Source organism: Paenibacillus phytorum, assembly GCF_013141715.1.
In the GTDB taxonomy this organism is placed as follows: domain Bacteria; phylum Bacillota; class Bacilli; order Paenibacillales; family NBRC-103111; genus Paenibacillus_E; species Paenibacillus_E phytorum.
In genome coordinates this window covers 23,776-45,661 of record NZ_WHOA01000095.1, presented here as the reverse complement: position 1 = coordinate 45,661, position 21,886 = coordinate 23,776, and the positions used below count along the sequence as shown (strand labels likewise).

The 21,886-nt window shown below is 40.3% G+C and carries 16 protein-coding genes and 1 pseudogene; 14 read left to right on the top strand and 3 right to left on the bottom strand.

Annotation, left to right across the window (positions count from 1 at the left end):
* The first annotated feature begins 80 nt into the window (after window positions 1–80).
* From GC098_RS14480 to GC098_RS14465, 4 genes are all read left to right on the top strand, one after another.
* A complete protein-coding gene (locus GC098_RS14480; RefSeq protein ID WP_171643851.1) occupies window positions 81–1,751 on the top strand; it encodes a glutamine--tRNA ligase/YqeY domain fusion protein in 1,671 nt (556 codons plus the stop codon).
* Window positions 1,752–1,935: 184 nt separating this feature from the next.
* Complete coding sequence (locus GC098_RS14475) at window positions 1,936–2,640, top strand: response regulator transcription factor (protein ID WP_171643850.1); 705 nt, start codon at window positions 1,936–1,938, stop codon at window positions 2,638–2,640.
* Complete coding sequence (locus tag GC098_RS14470) at window positions 2,634–4,046, top strand: sensor histidine kinase (protein ID WP_171643849.1); 1,413 nt, start codon at window positions 2,634–2,636, stop codon at window positions 4,044–4,046. The genes GC098_RS14475 and GC098_RS14470 overlap by 7 nt, the downstream gene beginning before the upstream one ends.
* A gap of 68 nt (window positions 4,047–4,114) precedes the next feature.
* Window positions 4,115–4,855: a hypothetical protein gene (locus GC098_RS14465; protein ID WP_171643848.1), complete on the top strand. Its 741-nt coding sequence runs from the start codon at window positions 4,115–4,117 to the stop codon at window positions 4,853–4,855.
* Window positions 4,856–5,269: 414 nt separating this feature from the next.
* Here GC098_RS14465 and GC098_RS14460 read toward each other — a convergent pair whose 3' ends face one another.
* Window positions 5,270–6,445, bottom strand: a complete 1,176-nt coding sequence (locus GC098_RS14460) for a winged helix DNA-binding domain-containing protein (RefSeq protein ID WP_246358609.1) — start codon at window positions 6,443–6,445, stop codon at window positions 5,270–5,272.
* 171 nt (window positions 6,446–6,616) lie between these two features.
* On the opposite strand from GC098_RS14460, the pseudogene GC098_RS14455 reads away from it, so the two are divergent.
* Window positions 6,617–6,736 (top strand): annotated as a pseudogene (locus tag GC098_RS14455) (DUF72 domain-containing protein); the annotation flags it as partial.
* A 685-nt stretch (window positions 6,737–7,421) separates the two neighbouring features.
* Window positions 7,422–7,844 (top strand): hypothetical protein, encoded by a 423-nt coding sequence (locus GC098_RS14450; protein WP_171643847.1) that lies wholly within the window; start codon window positions 7,422–7,424, stop codon window positions 7,842–7,844.
* A 680-nt stretch (window positions 7,845–8,524) separates the two neighbouring features.
* Here GC098_RS14450 and GC098_RS14445 read toward each other — a convergent pair.
* Window positions 8,525–8,734, bottom strand: a complete 210-nt coding sequence (locus tag GC098_RS14445; RefSeq protein ID WP_171643846.1) for a hypothetical protein — start codon at window positions 8,732–8,734, stop codon at window positions 8,525–8,527.
* A gap of 470 nt (window positions 8,735–9,204) precedes the next feature.
* Here GC098_RS14445 and GC098_RS14440 point away from each other — a divergent pair, with 470 nt between their 5' ends.
* The 3 genes from GC098_RS14440 to GC098_RS14430 all read left to right on the top strand — a co-directional run bounded on the left by GC098_RS14440 (window position 9,205) and on the right by GC098_RS14430 (window position 11,880).
* Window positions 9,205–9,576: a hypothetical protein gene (locus tag GC098_RS14440; protein WP_171643845.1), complete on the top strand. Its 372-nt coding sequence runs from the start codon at window positions 9,205–9,207 to the stop codon at window positions 9,574–9,576.
* A gap of 320 nt (window positions 9,577–9,896) precedes the next feature.
* On the top strand, window positions 9,897–10,652 hold the full coding sequence (locus tag GC098_RS14435) for a hypothetical protein (RefSeq protein ID WP_171643844.1): 756 nt from the start codon (window positions 9,897–9,899) through the stop codon (window positions 10,650–10,652).
* Window positions 10,653–11,619: 967 nt separating this feature from the next.
* The gene (locus GC098_RS14430; protein WP_171643843.1) at window positions 11,620–11,880 is read left to right on the top strand and encodes a hypothetical protein; all 261 of its coding nucleotides are present in this window, start codon (window positions 11,620–11,622) and stop codon (window positions 11,878–11,880) included.
* 37 nt (window positions 11,881–11,917) lie between these two features.
* Here GC098_RS14430 and GC098_RS14425 read toward each other — a convergent pair whose 3' ends face one another.
* Window positions 11,918–13,807: a competence protein CoiA family protein gene (locus GC098_RS14425; RefSeq protein WP_171643842.1), complete on the bottom strand. Its 1,890-nt coding sequence runs from the start codon at window positions 13,805–13,807 to the stop codon at window positions 11,918–11,920.
* Between the two features lie 195 nt (window positions 13,808–14,002).
* On the opposite strand from GC098_RS14425, the gene GC098_RS14420 reads away from it, so the two are divergent.
* The 5 genes from GC098_RS14420 to GC098_RS14400 all read left to right on the top strand — a co-directional run bounded on the left by GC098_RS14420 (window position 14,003) and on the right by GC098_RS14400 (window position 21,884).
* Window positions 14,003–14,278: a hypothetical protein gene (locus GC098_RS14420; RefSeq protein ID WP_171643841.1), complete on the top strand. Its 276-nt coding sequence runs from the start codon at window positions 14,003–14,005 to the stop codon at window positions 14,276–14,278.
* Between the two features lie 231 nt (window positions 14,279–14,509).
* Window positions 14,510–15,223: a hypothetical protein gene (locus GC098_RS14415; protein ID WP_171643840.1), complete on the top strand. Its 714-nt coding sequence runs from the start codon at window positions 14,510–14,512 to the stop codon at window positions 15,221–15,223.
* Window positions 15,224–15,672: 449 nt separating this feature from the next.
* Complete coding sequence (locus GC098_RS14410) at window positions 15,673–17,019, top strand: site-specific integrase (protein WP_171643839.1); 1,347 nt, start codon at window positions 15,673–15,675, stop codon at window positions 17,017–17,019.
* Window positions 17,012–20,236: a hypothetical protein gene (locus GC098_RS14405; RefSeq protein WP_171643838.1), complete on the top strand. Its 3,225-nt coding sequence runs from the start codon at window positions 17,012–17,014 to the stop codon at window positions 20,234–20,236. The genes GC098_RS14410 and GC098_RS14405 overlap by 8 nt, the downstream gene beginning before the upstream one ends.
* Entirely contained in the window at window positions 20,223–21,884 is a 1,662-nt protein-coding gene (locus GC098_RS14400) for a site-specific integrase (RefSeq protein ID WP_171643837.1), read from the top strand. Before GC098_RS14405 ends, GC098_RS14400 begins: the two co-directional genes overlap by 14 nt.
* Window positions 21,885–21,886 lie beyond the last annotated feature (2 nt).

Below are 21,886 nucleotides of genomic sequence, written 5' to 3'. Positions count from 1 at the left end.
CTGGCTCCTTTATATTTAAGTGAGATTTAGTGTATGATAGAAAATAAAACTTTAACCCGTGGGAGAAAGGCTGGGAACATATGGAAACGAAGAGCGCAGTAGTAAACACGCCATCCAATTTCATTAAGAACATTGTAAACGAAGATCTGAAATCAGGCAAAGTCAGTCAGGTGGTTACCCGATTCCCCCCGGAGCCGAACGGTTACCTTCATATAGGACATGCGAAAGCGATTTGCACGAACTTCGAAATTGCTGATGATTTTAATGGGTTAACGAACCTGCGATTTGATGACACGAATCCGGTCAAAGAAGATATTGAGTATGTGGAATCCATTAAAGAAGATGTAGCTTGGCTCGGCTTCAAATGGGATGGTCTTTTCTTTGCTTCGGATTATTTTGAAGAAATGTATAACCGTGCATTGATCTTGATTCGCAAAGGTCTGGCTTTTGTAGATGACCAATCAGCGGATGAAATACGTGAAACTCGCGGCACGCTGACGCAGGGAGGTACGAATAGTCCCTATCGTGAACGCACCGTTGAGGAAAATCTGTCCCTATTTGAGCGTATGCGTGCTGGAGAATTCAAAGACGGTGAGCGTGTATTACGTGCAAAAATTGATATGTCGTCGCCGAATATTAATCTGAGAGACCCTATCATATATCGCATTCTTCACGCACATCACCATAATACAGGAGATGCTTGGTGCATCTATCCGATGTATGCGTATGCCCACCCTTTAGAGGATGCGATTGAAGGCGTCACACATTCCCTTTGTTCAAGTGAGTTTGAAGATCAACGTCCTTTCTACGACTGGGTCGTTCGAGAGTGCGAAATGCCAAATGTACCAAGGCAATACGAATTCGCCCGTATTAGTCTAATGAATACCGTTACGAGCAAAAGAAAGCTTAAACAGCTCGTCGACGAGAAAGCAGTTGACGGTTGGGACGATCCGCGTATGCCGACAATATCTGGTCTGCGCCGCAGAGGCTTAACTGCAGAGTCGATTCGCAATTTTGTTCGTGAGCTTGGAGTATCCAAAGGAGGCGGAGGAAGCGTCGTTGATACTCGCATGCTGGATCACTTTATCCGTGAGGATCTGAAGTTGAAGGCGATGCGTACGATGGGTGTTCTGAATCCGCTCAAAGTCGTAATCACGAACTACCCTGAGGATCAAGTCGAAATGCTGGATATGGAGAACAACGCAGAGAATCCGGAGATGGGCAATCGCCAAATTCCGTTCTCCCGCGAGATCTACATCGAGCAAGACGATTTCATGGAAAATCCGCCAAACAAATATTTCCGGTTATTTCCTGGTAACGAAGTGCGGTTGAAAAACGCCTACTTCATCAAGTGCAATGACTTCATCAAAGATGAGAACGGCAAAGTGGTTGAGCTGCACTGTACGTATGACGTGGAAACGAAAAGCGGCAGCGGCTTTACGGGTCGTAAAGTCAAAGGAACGATTCACTGGGTGGATGCGAAGAGCGCTGTACCTGCGGAGTTCCGCTTGTATGAGCCGCTGATTCTCGATAACCAAGAGAACGAAGATGCTTCGTTCTTGGAGAACTTGAATCCGAACTCGTTGCAAATCGTGCAAGGTTTCGTGGAAGACAATATGAAGCAAGCGCAGCCGCATGATAAGTTCCAATTTTTCCGCCATGGCTATTTCAACGTAGATCCGAAACATACAACAAGCGACCGATTGGTATTTAACCTGATTGTCTCGCTGAAAAGCTCGTTTGAAATATAAGATTGGGCGCACTTGAGTTCATATAAAGATTAGACAGGAAATCCTAGTGAAAGCTAGGATTTTTTTGTTGTGCAGGCAGCCCGCAGCCCGACGCGGTAAAAAAACGATTTTGAAAAATAAATTTTTTGTTCACAAATATCCAGTAATATAAATGATGAATCCTATTTCTTAAGGAGAGTGCCGCGTGACAACCGTATTGGTGGTAGATGATGATCTTAATATTTGCCGGATTACGAAGTTATATTTGGAAAAAAATGGCTATAGGGTGGTAACCGCAAATGACGGTGAGCAGGCGCTAACCCAGTTCGATGAGCTGCACCCAGACTTCATTGTGCTCGATATTATGATGCCCAAGCGCGATGGCTGGGAGGTCTGCCAGAAAATTCGTGCGAAGAGTGATGTTCCTATTCTCATGCTGACGGCAAGAGGTCACGTGGATGAGCGAATTGAAGGTTTGCAGATGGGAGCCGATGATTATCTGGTGAAGCCCTTTGACCCGAATGAACTGGTTGCTCGTGTGACCACGATTCTACGCAGGACGCTGCTCCGCACAGAAGCTGCTGCACCTGCTCATCTATATGAAGTTGGCAGCTTGCGAGTGGATAGCCTGTCTCATGATGTGACTGTAGAAGGGCAGTTCGTTGCTTTGCCCAAGAAAGAGTATGAGCTGCTGCTGTTTTTCGTAAGAAACCCGAATCAAGTATTTACCCGGGAGGACCTGATCGCAAAGATATGGGGTTGGGATTTCGAGGGTGAAGACCGCGTCGTGGATTTATATATTAAACGTTTGAGACAAAAGCTTTCTGCTTTGACGGACAGGAAAGAGGACTGGAGCATCCGTACCGTTTGGGGAGTCGGGTATAAGTTTGAGGGTCCTGGTGCATGCTGAACTCCTTTTATCGCAAGCTATTATTTATTTATATTTCTATTACCGTTGTGTCCATTCTTGCCATTTCAGGAACCATTGGCTATTCGATGAAACAGAAAACCTATGAACGCAGCGAGAAGCTCCTACTAGAGAAGGTGGAGCAAGTTGGTGAACTGGCCAAGGATTTGTTCGATAACTCGACACAGCTGAAGGATTTTCGTAAGCAGATTAGCGCCATGGAGAAAACGTCGAACGTTCGCGTTGCCGTTATTAAGCATCCCAAAGCAAATCTGGATAAGATTCAGTCGGTGGGCGAGGCCCCAGCACGTAAGGAATGGGTGGATAAAGTACTGTTGGGTAATCAAGTGACGGTGCAAAGCAATTTTGCTCAAAATAGTACGGTGAAAATGCTCATTGTCGGGCGACCTGTCATGCAGGAGAATCGCGTTATTGGCGGGATTTTCTTATATACTCCAATTATAAATATTCAAGATACTATCAATGGCATTAATCGAGCGATATTCCTATCTGCCTTAACGGTTGCGTTACTTGCAATTGCTGTCCTATACTTCGTCTCCAGACATTTTATGAAGCCGATTCAGCTCATGAGTAAAACCGCAGAGGCTTTGGCATTGGGCGATTTCAGCGGAAGAGTACCAGTTAGAGGCAAGGACGAGATCGCCTCGCTGTCAGGATCTCTGAATCGCATGGCCGGTAAACTGCAGAAGGTAGAAGAGGGACGCAAGCGATTTCTATCCGAAATTTCTCACGAGCTGCGGACGCCTTTGACAACAATTCGAGCTTCCCTGCAAGGGATAACGGATGGCGTCGTTGAGCCTGAAGATGCGAAAGAATTCATCCAAGTTTCTCTTCAGGAAACCCTTCGACTAAGCCATTTGGTTGATGATTTGATGGAGCTGTCGTCTTTTGAGGAGAAGCAGGTCAAATTAAACCTCCAGGATGTCGATGTGCCTGAATTAATAGGGCTGGTGGTTACCCAACTCAAGATGAAAGCTAAAGCAAAGCAGATCGAATTGAGCTCAGAGGCGGAGGGGCCTTACTTGGTTTATGCGGATGCAGACCGGTTGAGGCAGGTGTTTATCAATTTGCTGGACAATGCCATTAACCATATTCCTGAGGGGTCCTCGGCGGGTATTCGAGTAAAAGTAGTCAAGAACGAACGCTGGATAGAAGTGTGGGATAACGGTCGAGGTATCGCGCCAGAGAAACTGCCTCATCTATTCGACCGTTTCTATAAAACGGACGAAAGCCGCAACCGTTCCGGTGCTGGCCTCGGTTTGACAATCAGCAAACACATCGTAGAAGCTCATGGCGGTTCGATTCGAGTGGAATCTCAACCTCAAATGGGTACGGTATTTAAAATATTTTTGCAGTCGCCTATTCTTCGCCGCATGACAAACTTATGACATAACTATTCGGTAAGATAGGGTTCGTAAGGTAAACATAACCATAAACGAATCGAGGAGCGATACTTATGTTGAAAAAATTAACAGGCCTTGCGTTGGTTGGTGCAATTGTATTAACAGTTCCGATTGCGGCTTTTGCTGAGAATGCACAGGGCACTGCTCCAGCGCCAACAAGCAAATCCACTAAACCAGTTAAGCAGCTGCTTCAGGATAAAGCGCAAATATTTGGCGTATCAACAGATGGTAAAACGAGTGAGCAGATCAAAGCGGAGCTTAAAGCTTTAAGCGCGGCCAAACACACGGAGCAATTGAACAAAGCGGCAGCGAAGCTGGGTATTAGCACAGACGGCAAAACAGCGGAACAGCTGAAGACTGATATTCAAGCTGCTGTTCAAGTGAAGCTGAAAGAAAAAGCGGCTAAGCTTGGTGTTAGCGCGGATGGGAAAACGAATAAAGAGCTGAGAGCAGCGCTTAAGGCAGCTGTTTTACCGAAACTTCAGGAAAAAGCGGCTAATCTCGGTGTTTCCACCGATGGAAAAACAAATAAAGAGATTAGAACTGAGCTGCAAGCGGCAGCTTTGACGAAACTGCAAGAAAAAGCAACAAAAGCGGGTGTTGCAACGGAAGGCAAGACAGCCAAAGAGATACGCGCTGCTTTAAAGGCGAGTAAAGAAGGTAAAAGGGCAGAAGCAGTGAATAAAAAAGCTGCTAAATTAGGTATCACCACGGAAGGTAAGACATCCGAGCAGGTATTTGCTGAGATAGAAAGTGCACTGAAAGCGAAATGGGAGAAGCAGGCGCAGAAGTAGGTTGGAAGAGTACAGGAGAAGTATGGAAAAGGGTAAGGATAGGAACAAACCTCGAGGACGGCCTCGGGGTTTGTTTTTTAGCTAACGGATTAATGAAGCAGTGTGTCAGTCTTTGTCGGCTAAAGTTGTACAACGTACAACAATTTCGTGGTTCTTTTTCGCCAATGACGTAGTTGTTGTATATTTTGCAACAATTTAGCTCTATTTCGTCCGATTGAGTTAATTTTAGGAGAAAATGTTGTATTTCCTACAACAGTCGCCGGAATAACACGGAATAGCCAGCCGATTGTTGTACAAAGTACAACAATCCCTGTGATCAAGCATGGAGACAAGCACATTTTATTTATTAATGAAGATTCGAACTTAGGAGTTCTCCATAAAAATAGGAAACCTCGAGGGCAGCCTCGGGGTTTCCTATTTTTGATTAATAAAGAGAATATCTCGCGAATCTGCATCAGGTGCGATGAAATCAAACAACCGTTCCGCTTCCTCGGCAACCTCTGCGTGATCAACCTGGGATAATGGCTCGAATAAGTTGATGGTCAAAATAGCCGATTTGCGTTTCTGTGTGATGGACCAAATACCGCGAACAAAACCATCGACGATCAGCGTGGCCCGGATGATGCCATTGTCCGTGAACACCAAATGCTTATCTTCATCACGCATGATGCGGGTGCGATCCTCGTAGGACAGGAGCATATTGTCGAACTCCGATAGGAAACGTGGCGGAGCTGGGGTTGCAGGGTCCGGCCGAGGAGCATCCGGCAGGTCGAACAGTTCGTTTCCTTGCTCGTCGCGAAAGGAGAGCAGGTTTGGGCGCAGCCGCTCGATCACCTCGCGCAGCCGAGTAAGCCCGGACCAGACCTGCATATCCTTGACGGATGCAGGTCCGAAGGCCGCCAGGTAGCGCAGCAGCATGGCTTCGGGGTCCTGCCCTTGTGCCAGCGGGCGGCCGAGCCAAGCCTCCGCTGTGGTGTGGGCGGCCTGCCCGCTGGCGCCCCAGATGCCGCGGGGCGGCACCTGGACAAGCGGCAGGCTGCAGCGCACCGCTTGAGCGAGAGCAGTGGCATCGCGCTGCGGCCACTGGGCTTGGAGGCACTTGCCGAGCTCACTGAAGGTGAGCGGTTGCGCCTCCAAGAGCGCTCGCCCGGCTACGGCGAGCGCGTCAAGATCCAGTTCGGCAAGCTTCTTGCCGAACGTGCCCTTTAAGGCACGGTCCTGCACGGACTGCAGGACGGGGCGCAGCGTCAGGCAGTCTTCGGCCGTGACGAGGTGGATCGTCGAGCGCATGAGGGCGATGCGCACGATGCTTCTGTCCATGATGTGCTGAGACAGCTCCTCATGACGAAAGTTCTGCAGTCTAGTCCACAACGCCACATAGGGTGGGTTAGGAGCTTGCGCCTGCAGGCCAACGAGGTGCCGGACAGCCTGGTGGCTGGGCATGTCCGAGCGCTCGAGGAGCAATTGCCGAGCTAATAGTGCTCGGTTTAAGGCACGCTGACTGAGGATGGGGCTGGCACAGCCCGTCATGGCGGGTTTTGAAATGTCCATTTTCGCGCAGCCCTCGTCTGAAGAATTGATTAACGACATGTACATGCCTCCTATGATTTGAACGACCATTTGCTATATAAATTCCATTATATAACAAGTTGCTGACAACGTAATGTCAGGGAGGAATGCATGTTTTATGACCAGATAAGTTGTTTCTGTTGGTATCAGCACGCTACAATGGAATTAACGAATATCCGAGAGGTGAAAGGCATGATCAACATCGGTCTAGCCGGATGGGGCGACCATGAGTTAGGCGGCAGCAAAGGGAAGCTGCGGGAGTATGGCGCACACTTTCCGATTGTGGAAGTGGATACTTCTTTTTACGCGTTATAGGTACGTGTATGGGGTGTATTTCGGAGAAAATTGATATTGAAGGGATTTAGTAAGGGGTATTTTACCCATTTTGGTTAAAATATTTAATTTAATGGAAGTTTAATTATTCTAATTTACGTATACAACCATAATGTACAAATTTCTATTCATGAAGAGTAATGCTTAGCAAATTTTAGCTTATCCGTTCGTGAATTGGCTGTATAATATCTATGAGTATGTTTTTAAACATAAATAGAAATGACATTTCCCGAGATGAAAAACAGCGCACACTTTATCATGGACACCTGAACAAGGTGAGGATACTTTAGTTACTTGTAGATACTCATTCTATAATTAAAAACAATTGCTCCGATAGTCGATGTGTATCCAATTGAGAATTGGATGAAAGGACTTAGTAAAAATTATCAGATTAAAATTGCAGTAGCATTTGAATTAGCCAAGAATGATTTAGTGCAAGGCAATTAAGATAACTGCAATAACCCAGCGGCAGTCTTGGGAAGTCTAGTGTAGTGGTTGTCAGAAGAAAATAAAATGTTAGACTGGGAAAATATAGTGTTAGACTGATAGTGCCGTTAAGCTAACAGGCCGGTTAGTTGATTAATTTGAAACTGTATTACAGGTCACATTGAAGAATTTGTTACTATGACACGGAAATTAAATTAAAATTGGGGTAAATGTCGATATGAAAAAATCAAAAGTGATTAAGCTAGCAACAGCAGTAACAGCAGTAACAGCAGGAGCACTTTTTGTTGGATACGTTGTAAAAAAGGGGAAATTCCCTCTATCATCTAGGTTGGTTTCTGACATTGCCAAAGTTGTTTCTGATTCTACAATTATTGCAGAAAAGTCTTTTGGTGGACTCACGCAAAGTCAGATAAATGAGATAGTCTCAAATACATTTAGAGGTGTGAAAGCAGTAATTGATGGTGACACATTGGAGTATGTGTTTAAGTCTGCTTCTGGTAAATTAACTGCTACGGAAAGATATACAATGGATTCGGCAGGCAAGATTGTAACTACTTTTCAATCGTTTTCTGATGCTAATTCACCACGTGCTTTTATTATAAATTTAATTGATGCAATGAAAGCTAACGGGAAAAGTTAGCTGAATGAAACGGTGACACTCTAGGACTTTATTTTCTCGTCCTTGGTTGTCGCCGTTTCAATTTCTAGGGTCAGTCTAAAACTTTTTTTCAAAAGCTGACGATTATTCAACTCCAAAACCTCGTCCAATCAAGAACCCCAGTCTAACACTTTATTTTCTGCTGACAGTGGTTGTTGAATCTCCAGCTGCAGATATTCCTGAGAAGCTATATAGCATGCAGGAGTTAATGCAGCATTTTGGAGTACGTCATCGCCAGGATATCTACAACATGATACTGTCTGCTGGGTGTAGCTGGTATGAGTATCAAGATTTAGTTCGATACGATCTGCAGGAGCTTAGCACGGAAAAGGTGTCGCGATTCCGATAAACATTTATGATGCATTTGATCAAGATGTATTAGTTCATGAGCTTCTATCCAGCACGATCGGTGTACCTTCCTAGGAGAAGGAGTTAGCAGCTAACTTGAAGCAAGCGAGTATTTGTGTGGACATTCGCTATGGAATTTCATCGTTCACCTAGCTGTTTTGCATTCTAATTCTAGGGGATTCACATATAAATAAGCATCCGTGTGTATAGCAAAGACATCAATTGGCCAGTATAATAAGTGAAAAGACCTTAATCGCCTCCTACAGCGATTAAGGTCAGGGTTTTCGTCTTCTTAATTAGGATTAGTGAGCCGATTAAGAAGAGTGATTCGTTGTAATGCCATTCGATGAACCGACTTGTCCTTGATGAGTCGGTTTTTCGCGTTTTCTGAACAGCTTGGAGAGAAGCTCTAGCAATGCCGCGAGTAGTCGGACATAAATGCTGAGAATCCTTGCTAATTCAGAATGAGTTCCAAGCCAGTCAAACACTACATTCGTTTCGTTCATCTTGTCTACATAAACCATTGTGTAGTCCTCCTTTCCTAGAATAAACCCTAGCAACTTTTAATCCGATTCATCACATCCCTTCGTCGCGATAATGGGCTCACTAATTATTATATGCCTTTTCTTGTAATATTAAGCACTTATGTATCAGAGCAATTTATATAATAATTTTTTTGAATATCATTCTAATTTGCTATTTTTGTACATTATACGCGGCTGTGGACATGGTTAAAATGAAAATTTTGAAATAAAATTATTTTTTTTTAGCGAAAATTAATATTTTCTTTCCTAGACAAGATCTCCATTGCGAGCCAAATGATGATCGAAAACTGTATATTTTAGCCTCCGAAGGCTCTGAGCGGAGTGGAAGACACTCTGCCGGCAACTAAATTGATATTTTCATTTAACCTGCTTCGCCTTAAAGCTTTATCCTCTATCAATTACAATATTGCTCGTTTTCTATAAATGTATAACATGTAGAGAATATTTTTTTGTTTTCTTTTGTAAAGACATACGGTAGGGGTTTAAATAAAGCATTTACGAAACTTTGGGAAGATTGGGATTCGAACCACGATGACTCTATAGAATTATGTCATGCCTATCCTTTTGAGTGCTCGCTCGATGAGCTTACCATCGAAGTTGGGAATTGGCGTGATGTCGTCGAAACCATTGGTCGTGAGCCTGAGCTGATACCCGTGAGTGAATCGAAGTGCGATTGTTGTGGGAGATTGGTCGCCCCCCAAAAACTAGAACCGCTCATTCTTAGTGATTTTGACGGCAACGTATGCGAAACATGTGTGGAGCTGGTGAGAACGGGGTGTCAGGTACTTGAGCAAGATGATTGGCTTCCTGGGGAAAAGTAACTGAAAGATCGAACGGCATTTTACTTTTTAGCAGCTAGCGCCGCTGTTTGTAAAATGCTGATAAGGTTAATCCCGGTTACACCGAGATTAGCCGTTTTTCATTCGAATCTATCCTAGCACCTGCAGGAGAGATCCATGGGATTAGCAGGTTGGCTGAGCAAGCCGATATGTATAAGAGCCCTCGGTCTTTCTTATTTGGAAACTATTGACTTTGAGGATCTGCTTATGTGAACATATTAAGTTAAAGTTAGTCGAATGCATTTAGTAGAGAGAAGGAGCCGATTCTAATTAAGGTTATTTCATTAGGTGGAAACATAACTTTGGAAACAGATTCTGAACTTATCAGAAAAAAGTATCAACAGTATGCTAAAAATGCGGTTGATTATTTTTGTAGGGAAACAGGTCTTTCTGTCGACCAATTAAAGATTCATATTGTAGCTTCGAGGGATTATATTAGTGAGTTGCAAAAAAGACATATGGATCCGAATCTAAAAGATAATTCAAATGCTATGTTTATCCCAAAGGTATTTCAAAATGAAGAGACTAAAAAGCTTGATATACCCTTTATTATTCTTAACGTCACGAAGCTTGCAGCTATACCAGCTTCACAAGATAGTATTCAATCCGTTATAGTTCACGAGCTAATACATTATTTTGATTACTATTTCACATACCCAAGTGAAGTTGTCAGTAGGTATGGAGATGTTTTATCTTCGCGACCTGGTACAAAGGAATATAATATCGGTGGATATTTCTTATATTATTCAGAGTTTCGAGCGAAGCGGATTCAAGAAAAATATATGCTTGTAGGGATGACAGAAATTCAAGAGGACTATATGGCAAAGACTTTAACAAAAATCGATGCAGCTGCAGAACTATCTGATTTGTATTATTCACTCTCTCATGCTAGAGCACAATTGATAAATTGGGAAGCACTTGCCTCTTCCAATCCAGCAAAGGAATTCATCGAAAAGAGTAAACATGAGATTGAGGCTATTGAAAAATCCAAAGGGATTGTCAATCTAGCTGAACTAGAAGATCTCGCTGTGCTCTTCAAACACTGTGATACACTATAAAACGATTAAGCATAGTCTTATAGAATGACTCAGATCGGCAAGACGCGATATGTCGCTGCCGCTGCCTTTGATTGTGGGCAGGCAAGGATGACACCGCCATAAGCGGTATCTTTGGATTGAAGTGGTGGCCTATCGTATCATAAGAACACAACACGTTCTACATCTGTTCGACCGTATTTCTCGCTAAAAAACCACGAATTCCATATGTGGCGTGGCCTGCTGGTTTAGAAATAATATTTTCGATTTTTACTTGCTTTTCACGTGTTGATTGATTTTACCTGAATTATCCCCTACGAGGTCGTAATTTCGCGCAGGTTGCACTCGCTCAAACGCTGCCCAAATCCGCAGCGTCCTATAGCGGCGCAGCCAGGAAGATCGTGCAGTAAACCCTACCGTAGGCGTTTGCGGCCGCACTCAATCGGTGACTGCCCAGATCCGCAGTCACTCGATCGGCGCGGCGGGTTGACTATATCCCAACCATGGGGCCGTTCGCCGTTCCAGATCCCCATTACATCGTATGAAACAATAGAAGAGATGTTTCGCCACCGGAAACCGCCGCCCACTAAAAGCCCAAGCGACCAAGAGTAAATCCCTCTTGTTCCATGGGGCTTTTTTGCTGCGCAATCGCGGGTACCCGCCGGGGTGGAGGATCGTAAATATAAACTGATTTTTCTTTAACTATGGATACCTTCCCGATTCTATCGGAAGCCTTCGGTTATCGGCTCTTAAAGGCTGTCTCTAACCGCCTGCTCTAAAGCGTACTATGGGCCCCTCCAACCAAAAGTTTTCTCGGCATATCCTCACTACGCTCCGGTATTCCAACTTCCTTTTGGTCGGAGCCTCCTAGGGGTGCCGCTGAGCCAAGGCGATTGTACACGGGCCGCTAAAACAACACAAAATGCTAGGAGAGGAGGGGCCCGGGCGCCTTCTCCCTCCTTAATACAAATAGTGAAGGGGTAGATTCTAAATGAAAAATACATCCAACCAAGCAGGCGGCTGGGTCCTCGATCATACGAAAGAAAAAATTGAGATCCAATTTCCTCATAGGCCGGAAAATCAGGTGCTTGATCGATTACGCAAAAGTGATTTTCAGTTCTCTTGGCCAATGGGGATTTGGTGGGCAAAAGATACACCAAAGAACAGAGATCTGGCGAATGAAGTAGCTGTGCATGAAGGTGTTATTGGTTTCAAAGGTACGTACGCCCAAAGACTGCGAGGTATTGTATGAGACAACGTATGACACAAAATCGTATCGGCGAGATACGTCACATCCTCATCATGAATTGATAGAGTGTTGTGTACTGATTCCAGTCCATGAGACCAGATTTGTTGTACTCTGAAATGATTACCTCGCACTGTTTGATCTGAAGACTCATTTCTGTGTTCATTGTGCCTTCTACCTTAAATTTTTGGATTTGTGATACAACGAAGTCAATGGTTGTTTTATTTATAATCGCCGTTTGTTCAACTGACTTTGGCACTAGATTAGGCATTTTATTTGGTACTTGAAGCTGCTTTGGCTTGTTCCCTTTTATTTTTTCGAGAGCTTCTTGTTGAAGGGAATCTATTTCATCAAAAAATCTATCGGCCACTTCAATCGTTGTTTCGTGATTATATCCTTCGAAATACATTTGTAAGAGGGCATTCTCCTTGTGAGAATCAAAGCGCGGAAGACGATCACAAATGATTCGTTGATATTTGGTTGTCATGCTGCCGAGATTCTGCAGAATTTTAGCATCATTTAGCACAGAAATATAGCTATAAAGTGCAAAAGTATAATTTGCGTGGTCATTAGACGAATTCGTGCGAAAGGTCCCCTCATTGCGTAGCCTTTTGAATTCTTCAACGGTATATTCCAGCCATAATTTAGGCAGCTCATTTTTATCCGATTTTTCGATTTTCCTGAATATATAACGATCAAACAGCCATAACTGCCAGACATGGGCGGGGGTAGCGATCAGATCAGCATACTTCACTTGAACGTTTAAAATTCCCGAAAAGTTGTCGGGTGTGTAATTGTGCTTAAGAGTCAGTTTCTCAAAAAGCTTCAGCTCAGCTTGCGTAAGCGAGATTTTTAAATCATGTCGCTTTTTCATAATGTCCACATAATGCTTTCTACGGTTAACGATTATTTTTTCAGCCAATTCTTGTTTCTGTCGCTTTATTTGTTCTGCAGCTATTACTGCAGCTTCTTTCATTTCTTGTTTATGTTTGTAGTATTCCTGTTTAAATGCCTCTCGGTCTATTTCGTCCTGCTTAGTATCACTTAGATGAATGGTGTCCGATACGGTGAGCGCAGATGACATACTCATACGGTATCCTCGATTGACAGCAAAGGAACGAAAGGGGGAGAACTTCTCATCCAGGATGATACGATGAACGGAGAATTGTATCCCCTCATCAAGTGAGTGTACATAGTACAAACTGCGGACGTCTAGGGCGAGATCTTTTCTTGCTTTGTAGCCCATGATCTCATACACACGTTCCACGCTGGCATGGTCAAGCTCATGTAGCAGAGCATCCCAAACCTCATCCTGTTCGGTTTTAATCGTAAGGTTGTACTCAGCTTCCCATAGATGGATAACCCGGTTATCCATGTCATCGGCCAGCTCTCGATCTTCTACAAACCAAACCACATCCATACCCTTTTCACGAAAGAAACGGTCTCGTTTGATAAATTGGTTTAGTGTTTTTCGATCTCCAAAATCATTCACATTGGTAATGATGTTAATGGCAATTTCACGACTGCCAACTTGCAAAAAAATGTCAGGTATAAGCTTCCATTGTTCTTCTGGTTTGGCTGCATACCCATATTCGACACGAACATCTTTCTTTATTTTTTCCTGGCTCTTTAACTCATCGTAAATCAGGTTACGAATAACCGAATGCCCCTTGGTTTGTCCTTGAGTTTGAGCTGTATAAAGGTCGTAAGTAGAGGAGATAAGGCAAGTACGGCCTTTGATGTGTGCAAAATGAACTTCACGCTTATAGCCGGCACGCAGTATCAAGTTCTCATTACAGAAAGGGCAGAAAAGTACTTTCTTCTCACCAAATCGCTTCAATTTATCGATTGCCTTTTTTTCTCCAATATCGTGATGTTGATTAATAAAAGCAGAGATGGTAAGATCTGTACCTTCATACTTGGCATAGTCCATAATGAGATTTCTCCTATCCTTTAATAGCTTTAATTCTACATGAAATTGTACATTGTATTCATTTTCAATACTAGCAATATTTCCCACGCTAAATTCATGCTTATATTCTAGTTGGCTGTATGCGCTACATGCTATTCTATTAGGGAGAAAAGGCCAATAGTAAGAGTGAGTTGTGAGTGAATTGGAGGAAGCTGCATGTCATATTACAAAGGGACAACTGGAACATCGATGAATATAGAGCGTGCTCCTAAGCGACCAAAAGGATGGGTAGAACCAGGAACAGAATTTCAAATTGAGTATAAATGCCCCAAGGGGCATACGAGAATTGAGCCTCAAAAATTGATAGGGGAAATGCCCTTGTGTAGTAATTGCCATATGACTACCGGGGAAATGAATAGATTTGCTTATATCCGGAAGGTGAAAATGGCAAAAATAACTGCTAAGGGCCGTAGTAAAAAGAAGAAAAAATGAATAGTCTCCAGAAGGCCAGTTGCGTATACTGGCCTTTTTCTGTGCGGGGAAAGGTAAGCTGCCAGCGGCAGCTCTTAATCGATTGAGCTCTTCAGAAGCTAACGTTGGTGGGAATGATGAGCAGTCGTAATACTTTCACCCTGTTAACCGAGACAGGTGGATGGGATAATGCAATTAGAATCGTGTAGATTGGAAGGCGAAAGTCTGGCTTAATATAAAGGGGGAGTTTAAATGACAGCATTTATTTATTTGCCTGGGTATATGCGCGAAAGTCTTAAGAATGCTATTACCTTTTATGTGAACACATATACTGGGAGAATCGCGTCTGTGTTTGATAATGTAGAAGAGGAAGCCAACGAGAAAGCCGAAGAATATTTTGAAGAGTCTGGTAGATATTTTGATCCAGATCGGCATGATCCTGCTGATATTGCAGAAGAGGCTATGGAACGCGGGCTGGAGTATTGGCAAGGAGTAACACTATTTCAATACAATCTCAAGATGATGAGTATTGCTACCCTGTATCAATTTTGGGAACAACAGATCAGGAAGCTTGCATTTGAGGAGCTTACCAGACATCATCGATTACAAAATCGTAAGGGAAAGATCATCGATTTCCCGTCATTTTGTACAAAATTCGCTGATATTGAGGCCATGCTCAAGCAGTGTGGTGTCGATGTGTCTACCCTAGCAAGTTGGGACAAAATTAATGAACTGCGACATCTCCAGAATGTGATAAAGCATGGTGACGGTCCTTCCGCCAAAGAGCTTGCAGCCATCCGACCGGATTTCTTCGCGGCAACAAGCCATACTCGTCTAATGGATCTGTATTTAACGACGTTGAATGAGAAGGTACTTGCTGTTGATGATAATGAGATCGTAAATTATAGGGATGCAATACACTTATTTTGGGACGAGCTGCCAGAAAGAATGTACCTCAAACCATAAACATTATGGACCCATCGAATTGAATGTGCAGAAAAAGAGACCAGTAAAGGAAACTGGTCTCTTTTTGGGCTTTAATCCTTATGGGAAATTACTTTATGAAGGTGAGTTAGATTATAATTTACCAAATGGAGGGTAGTTATCACGTGGAGTTTGTTGCCATTTTGAGATCGTTCCACTCAACCTAGCCCACTTTAGTTCTCGTAGCGGTGAACTTATAGCTCAAAAGTGCAATCTGTCGACATTGAAATGCATTAGTAAGTATGGGGCATAGCCTATTTTAAAATATAGATTGATTAAAGTATTAGATAGGAATATAATGTAATAAATTTGTTTCGGCCATGAGCCATTTTACGCAAGTAGCAACCTTAAAAAGTTGCATTTCCCATTAGGGAAACTATGCGTAAAATGGCTTTTTCTATTTAAAATTAAACTGTGAGAGGTTAATAATTATGGGCAATGTATTATCGAGTTTCAAATTTGTTGTTCGGGAAACTGAGATTGAGGAATTGATCAATAATAAACTGAAAAGGACTAGGGTGGTTAATATTGCACTAAAAGATAAAGTCAGTGGGATGCTCATACCTCACCCTTTAACTAATTTTATTAGAGTAATGTATGAATATAGAGGGAAATCATTAAACTCACAACTAGCACCTGCAAGGGTGGTGTGTGACTTTCTAAATTTTTTGTATAAGAAAATTGATGAAGGAGACGCTGAATTTACACCTTTAAAAGAGGTAGGAATAAGTGGAGTAAAGTATCTGCATGGTAGTAGGTTTATTAGTTCTCATACAGAGTTGGGAAATAAGAAGTCGACTGTTGAATATTACGAAAATTTCCTGAAGGTATTTTTTTCTTTTCTTGAGGAACAAAGATTAATTTCACCTGAGTTCCCGATGAAAAGATATACGAGCAAAAATAATCAAATAATTATTGAATCTCCGTTCCGACATGCTTCATTTCACACTAAGTATCCTTCAAAGAAAACTAAGGGTAACGGCGCGAATAAGGGGCATAAATTAAAGGATTTCGGGCAAAACAGGTACTTACTAGTTACGGAATTTATTCAAAAAGCGTTAGAGTTCACCCCGGATATTGCACTAGGAATATGCTTGCAATTTTATGGGGGAATACGTCGAGGTGAGCTAGTGAATGTAACCCGCGGGGATGTGTTGGTTAGATTTCGTGAGTCATTTCAGGTTCAAATCCAAGATAATAGAGAACTTTTATTTAAACATTTAAAAGATACAAGTAAGGAATATCCAAAGAGATTGAACTATTTGCAACATCATCTAGCTAACCAAACTATCCTTGATAATGACCTTGTGTGGGAAGTTTATAGTAAACATATAAAAATGCTAGATCTAAGAGCTAAAAGGAATGAGATTAAAAATTTATCAGCTCTTTTTGTAGATTCAGATGGAAAACCAATGTCAGGTACTGTGTATGAGCGAAGATTTAATAAATTAAAAAGAAGTTTTTTATTAGAATTATCGACAACTGAAGGTAGATATGAGGACTACAAGCTTTTAAGTGAAACGCATTGGTCAACACATATCGGAAGAGGTAATTTCACGAATTTCCTGTTTGATATGGGGCTTTCAATCACACAAATAGCTATTGCCAGAGGAGATACAAGCATAGATTCAGCAATGGAGTATGTTGATGAGAAAGTAACACTGCAGAGCCTAAGAGAGGCTATCAATACGCTAAAAAATATGTCAGTTGAACAAATGGGGCGGATAGATGTGGATGTAATCAAAAATCATTGGAGGGATAGATTGAAACATGGCTAATGATGATCTAGTAAGTTTAAATGCAATCACATTGGGTCCTAAGTATAGATATTTAAACATTGGTTTGAAAAGACTGAAATCATTAAATAAGCAAGGGGTAATCAAGTTTATTAAAGATAATTATGGAACGCGGAAATATCTTGTGTCAATCAGTGAAGTAGAAGCCTTTATTGAAAACGAGAATCGGATTTTATCTAATTATATTATTGTCAGAGATTTCTATAGGGAACTAGGTGGAAGTAAGAGTTCGGATATGAGAGGTTTTCTACAAGGAATAGAGGCACTTAGAAATGCTGGGGTAATAGAGACAATAAATTACCTAAACAATTTATATGTAAGTGTTAAAAGCCTAAATATGATTAGAGATGAATATATACAAATCAAATCTTTGAAAAATAACTTAGGAATAAATTCTTACCAGTACAGACAGCTAAAACGAAAACACAGCATTATAGAACTCAGCTTCAGTGAAGAGTTTACATACGTATTAAAAGAATACCTTGAACTGCTCAGACCTAGTCTCATTTCGAATATCAATAAAGAAGAATATGTAACGGTTTGGGCCATTTTTACAGATCCCCAATATAGTCATATTAAAAAGGCTCCAGAAACAATATATAGGTTAGCAGAATACGGACATGTAGAGGTAATCAAAGATGTAAATGGGGTCTCATATATCCATCTAGACTCTTATAAAAAATATATACATATCGAGAAGAAATACACTAATGAATATCTTCCGCTTTCCAAAGCAGCTAAATTATTTAAAAATGAGTACTTTACTAAAACCCATTTTTACAAATTAGCTGCTACAGGTGCTATTGAAATAGTGAAATTAGAAAAACCAATTAACTCTTCATTTGAGTTCATCCACAAAAATCAACTAAATGACTTCTTAAATGTATTCGAATTAAAATCAGAGTTATTAAAATGGATTAGTTTAAATGCCTATTATTTAGACAAATTAGTAAGGGAAAATTGTATTGAAACAATTAGAATTACTGAGGTATTTTGTTTTATTAACCGTGAACAATTAGATCAAGCAATGCAGCTTCCAATCACTATTAATGAAAAAGATTACTATAAAAAAGATGAATTTAAATCCATGTTAAAGTTAACAGAGGCAAGATATCATAAAGTCCTAGTTGAAGAAAAGATCGCACCTGTCAACGTAAGAGGTTACATGTTATTTAATAAAAAAGATGTTAATATTCTACAAAATAAATTTAATAAAGCGCTGCGGAATTACTATACTTCTAAAGAAATAAGTGAAAAACTCGGTGTAAACGAGAAGCAGGTTCATGTCCTTTTATCCAAGTTCAGAGTTAAATGCACCACTCTTGAAAGAGTTGCTTGTGGTGCAAAGAATTCGGAGTATCTTTTCAAACGAGCCGATGTAAACAAGTTCTTTGTAGTATATAACCGAGAAGCAGAATTGAAGAGTAGTGTGAATGTCATTGATTACGGTCAACCAGCAATGGCATTTAAACAGATTCTAAACGTTATGGATATTTCATTTTCATATAAACCTAAGTTTACAAAAACTGAATGGCTGAACTATTGTGACAATATATTTAGAACATCTTCCGCAAGTGAAGTCTCTCTTAGACCGAGAATAATGCAATATGCTGCATGTACAAGTAATATTATTGGTTTGTGTGATGGGGAAGAACTTTATAGTAGAAGTCCAAATGATATTAATCTCCATTTGTTTAACGATAATATACCGATTACTCATAGAAGAATTATGTATACGTTCTTAAAACATTTTAATAGCGTACTTTTAATCAATAAAATGAAATCATTCGATTTTAAAAGATTAATAAATCCCTTTAAAACAATTGCTATTTCTAAAGACAAATCAATATATAGTTATGAAGAATATTTGGCACTTTTTAATTATGCAAAGAATTTAGATGAGCATGTTAAATTTGCTTTAGAAGATGCTATGAATCAAATGAATTCTAAAAAAACTTATTATTATTCCTCTTCATGGTTGTACGTGCTAATACATTTGAATAATGCATGGAGACACTACGATGTCATTGAGAAATTTCCTAGAATTAAATTAGAAGAAGTCAACATTTTAAGTTTGGAGTGGTTTAAGAGTAATACTTTGTGTTTAGACCAGGCACGTATAGTAATAAATCAAGTAATGCGCCAAGATATATTAGTGAATAAAACGGGCGCTATTGCTAATTTTTTTTGTTCGGAAGATTTAAGTATTGCATTATCAACTGCTGCTATTATTTGCGAAATCATAACAAGAGAAGTTACACCTCTGGCGACAAGGATTATTGATTTTGGATTAAGTAGGCCAGTATTTTCAGAAAGAGCAAGAAACAAATTTTTTAGTCATTATTCTGAATCTTTTAAATTTGAATCTCGAAAACTCAACAGATCATTACTTTCATATTTGTATGTTATTTTGGTTGATCAGGGCAAGGGCACGGCTGCGCATGAGATAACACAACGACTAAGGTCTCATGAGGATTTTGAGACAACTAATATATATATCTACATTCCAGAAAAAGAGTTTAACTTTCTGACTAGGCAATTATTTGAGAGACAGCATTTTGGTTATATTCCAAACTTATTGGCAGAAGTTCTATTGGGAACTAGTGAGAATAGAGAAGAGCGAACGAAACAAATTACTCTTTTAAAGAGTCGGTTTAAAGATATTTATCATATCGAAGCAACCGCAGGATTTATAAATACAGTTCAAACTGAAAGGTACCAAGTTGCTGATATGATCCTACAAATGGGGATTGAAGAAGCTAGTGACCTTTTATTTAAATTGGAGTCGAATCTACTTCCTAGTCGGCAAAAGAATATATCATGTTTGTACTCGGAAACTGAATGCTTAAAGCCTAACTTAGATTGCAAAAGTTGTCCCTATTCAATTCCAAACTTCTATGCTATCAGTTCTCTAGTATTAAGCATTAAGAATTTGCTAAATAATTATAAAGTTGAATTTGAAAACACTGAATATGAAGCAGAGCGTTCTAGAATGGCTAATATGCTTTTTGTACAAACAGACCTTCTAGCAGATGCATGTGAGAAATTCGGGAAAGATGAGGTTTTTAAATTTTTTGAAGAAGGTAGAGATGAGTACTTTTTGCTAATAGAGAATATTGATGAGCTAAATATTAGTAAGTTCTTATCGAAAAAAAATAAAGATAAATGGTTTGGGGGCGGAGAAAGTGTGGACAGCTAAAGAAAGAAAAAGTGAAAATGATATAGTGTTAGAGATAATGTCTGACGAAGCGTTTGATTTTAAATTTTTTGAGAGCCGTGCGAAAGGGATACTTGAAGCTTTACAAAAAGATGGTTTGTTAATAGAGGGTGGGTTTGATGAAAATTACTTAGTTTGTTCTAATCATCTTTCGCCAGGGAGGAAAATTTACTTTTCTTTTAATGAGTGCCTAAAAGCAGGCTGTAATGAAAAGTACACAGAAGTAATAAAATGCTGGGTAATTGAATTGTTGGGAGAATATTACCCTAGCTCAGTTGTACCATTATATTCAGATCTACTCGAGGCATTGGAAATTACAAATGGATTCCACAAAGAAAACGTTGATCAGTTCATTGATTTTTTTCATTATGATTTAAGAAGTGACAATCGAAAAGCAACAATAATAAATGCCGTATGTAATTTCTTCGATTATTCCGATTTCGAAGCAGGGGAAATATATGTTCCAAGACTCCTTGAAGTCAGAAAGAAGTTTAAAATAAAAGTTAGTCCTAGGGAATTACCACCCTCAACTGAGGTGTTGAAATTTTCATATTACTTAGAAAAATATTTTGAAGAACTCTATGATCAGAATATTGGTTGGGTCAAAAAGAAAATTATGTACTATCCGGTTTTAATTTGGTGGAAATTAACTAATATAGTGCCAATAAGAGCATCAGAATTTTGTCTTATAAAGAGAGAATGTGTTTTCAGCATAAATGATAAGTATTATCTTCGCTTACCTAGGGAAAAGAAACCAAAGGAAAAGAAAAACATACAGATTATTGATACAATTGAAATAACGTGTGAGATGTATTCAATGATTGAGGAATATCTAGTTGCAACCAAACAATATGGAGAAACTGCAACGCTAATTTCATATAGGTCACTTATTTGGGCAGATAGGACAGAGGTCAGAGAATCCTTCAAAAATGATCATAATTATTTTTCTAGAGAGGCGCTTGATAATTTAGTTAAGCGATTTTACAAAGAGATTATAGGAGCCAAATATAACATACACATCCAAGCTGATAATAGAGTAAGTCCTAATGACACTCGGCATTTCGCTTTTTGTTCATTAATGATGCAAGGTATTTCCCCAGTGGAAATTGCTAGACTTGGGGGACATAGAACGATAAGAGCACAGTACCATTATTCATATCACTTAGAATATTGGATAGATTCAGAGGTCTTTAAATTAATGAATAAATTTCAACATAATGCACAAATTGAATTAAATAATAACCTGAGTATGAATTGGTTTTTACCTGATGAGATTAAATCGAAAGCTTATAAACCTGCTCTTTCTAAAATAAAGAAAAAGCTATCAGTAGGTTATTGTACAGATGAGGCTCAAAGATGTATGACAAGTGAGTGCATGTTATGCGACCACTGGCGGATTGATCCAGAAGAACTTATTGAAAAAATAGAAGTAATACAGAAACGGATGAGTATTAGAAGGAACAATGTCTATGAACTCTCTGCCTTTTTAGAAAATCTGCACAGAATTATTTTTTCGGATGTGTTAGAAAGATCTAACCCTAAGAATTACTCGGAAATAAAAATAACTGTAAAACAAATAAATGATGAAATAAATGCGTTAGCCAAAATGAAATTTCATTCCTGGAGATGATC

Excerpts from the sequence above, each read along its gene's own strand:
- GC098_RS14480 (WP_171643851.1), top strand. The coding sequence starts at position 81 with ATGGAAACGAAGAGCGCAGTAGTAAACACGCCATCCAATTTCATTAAG.
- GC098_RS14470 (WP_171643849.1), top strand. The coding sequence starts at position 2,634 with ATGCTGAACTCCTTTTATCGCAAGCTATTATTTATTTATATTTCTATT.
- GC098_RS14465 (WP_171643848.1), top strand. The coding sequence starts at position 4,115 with ATGTTGAAAAAATTAACAGGCCTTGCGTTGGTTGGTGCAATTGTATTA.
- GC098_RS14460 (WP_246358609.1), bottom strand. The coding sequence starts at position 6,445 with ATGTCGTTAATCAATTCTTCAGACGAGGGCTGCGCGAAAATGGACATT.
- GC098_RS14450 (WP_171643847.1), top strand. The coding sequence starts at position 7,422 with ATGAAAAAATCAAAAGTGATTAAGCTAGCAACAGCAGTAACAGCAGTA.
- GC098_RS14445 (WP_171643846.1), bottom strand. The coding sequence starts at position 8,734 with ATGGTTTATGTAGACAAGATGAACGAAACGAATGTAGTGTTTGACTGG.
- GC098_RS14430 (WP_171643843.1), top strand. The coding sequence starts at position 11,620 with ATGAAAAATACATCCAACCAAGCAGGCGGCTGGGTCCTCGATCATACG.
- GC098_RS14425 (WP_171643842.1), bottom strand. The coding sequence starts at position 13,807 with ATGGACTATGCCAAGTATGAAGGTACAGATCTTACCATCTCTGCTTTT.
- GC098_RS14420 (WP_171643841.1), top strand. The coding sequence starts at position 14,003 with ATGTCATATTACAAAGGGACAACTGGAACATCGATGAATATAGAGCGT.
- GC098_RS14415 (WP_171643840.1), top strand. The coding sequence starts at position 14,510 with ATGACAGCATTTATTTATTTGCCTGGGTATATGCGCGAAAGTCTTAAG.
- GC098_RS14410 (WP_171643839.1), top strand. The coding sequence starts at position 15,673 with ATGGGCAATGTATTATCGAGTTTCAAATTTGTTGTTCGGGAAACTGAG.
- GC098_RS14405 (WP_171643838.1), top strand. The coding sequence starts at position 17,012 with ATGGCTAATGATGATCTAGTAAGTTTAAATGCAATCACATTGGGTCCT.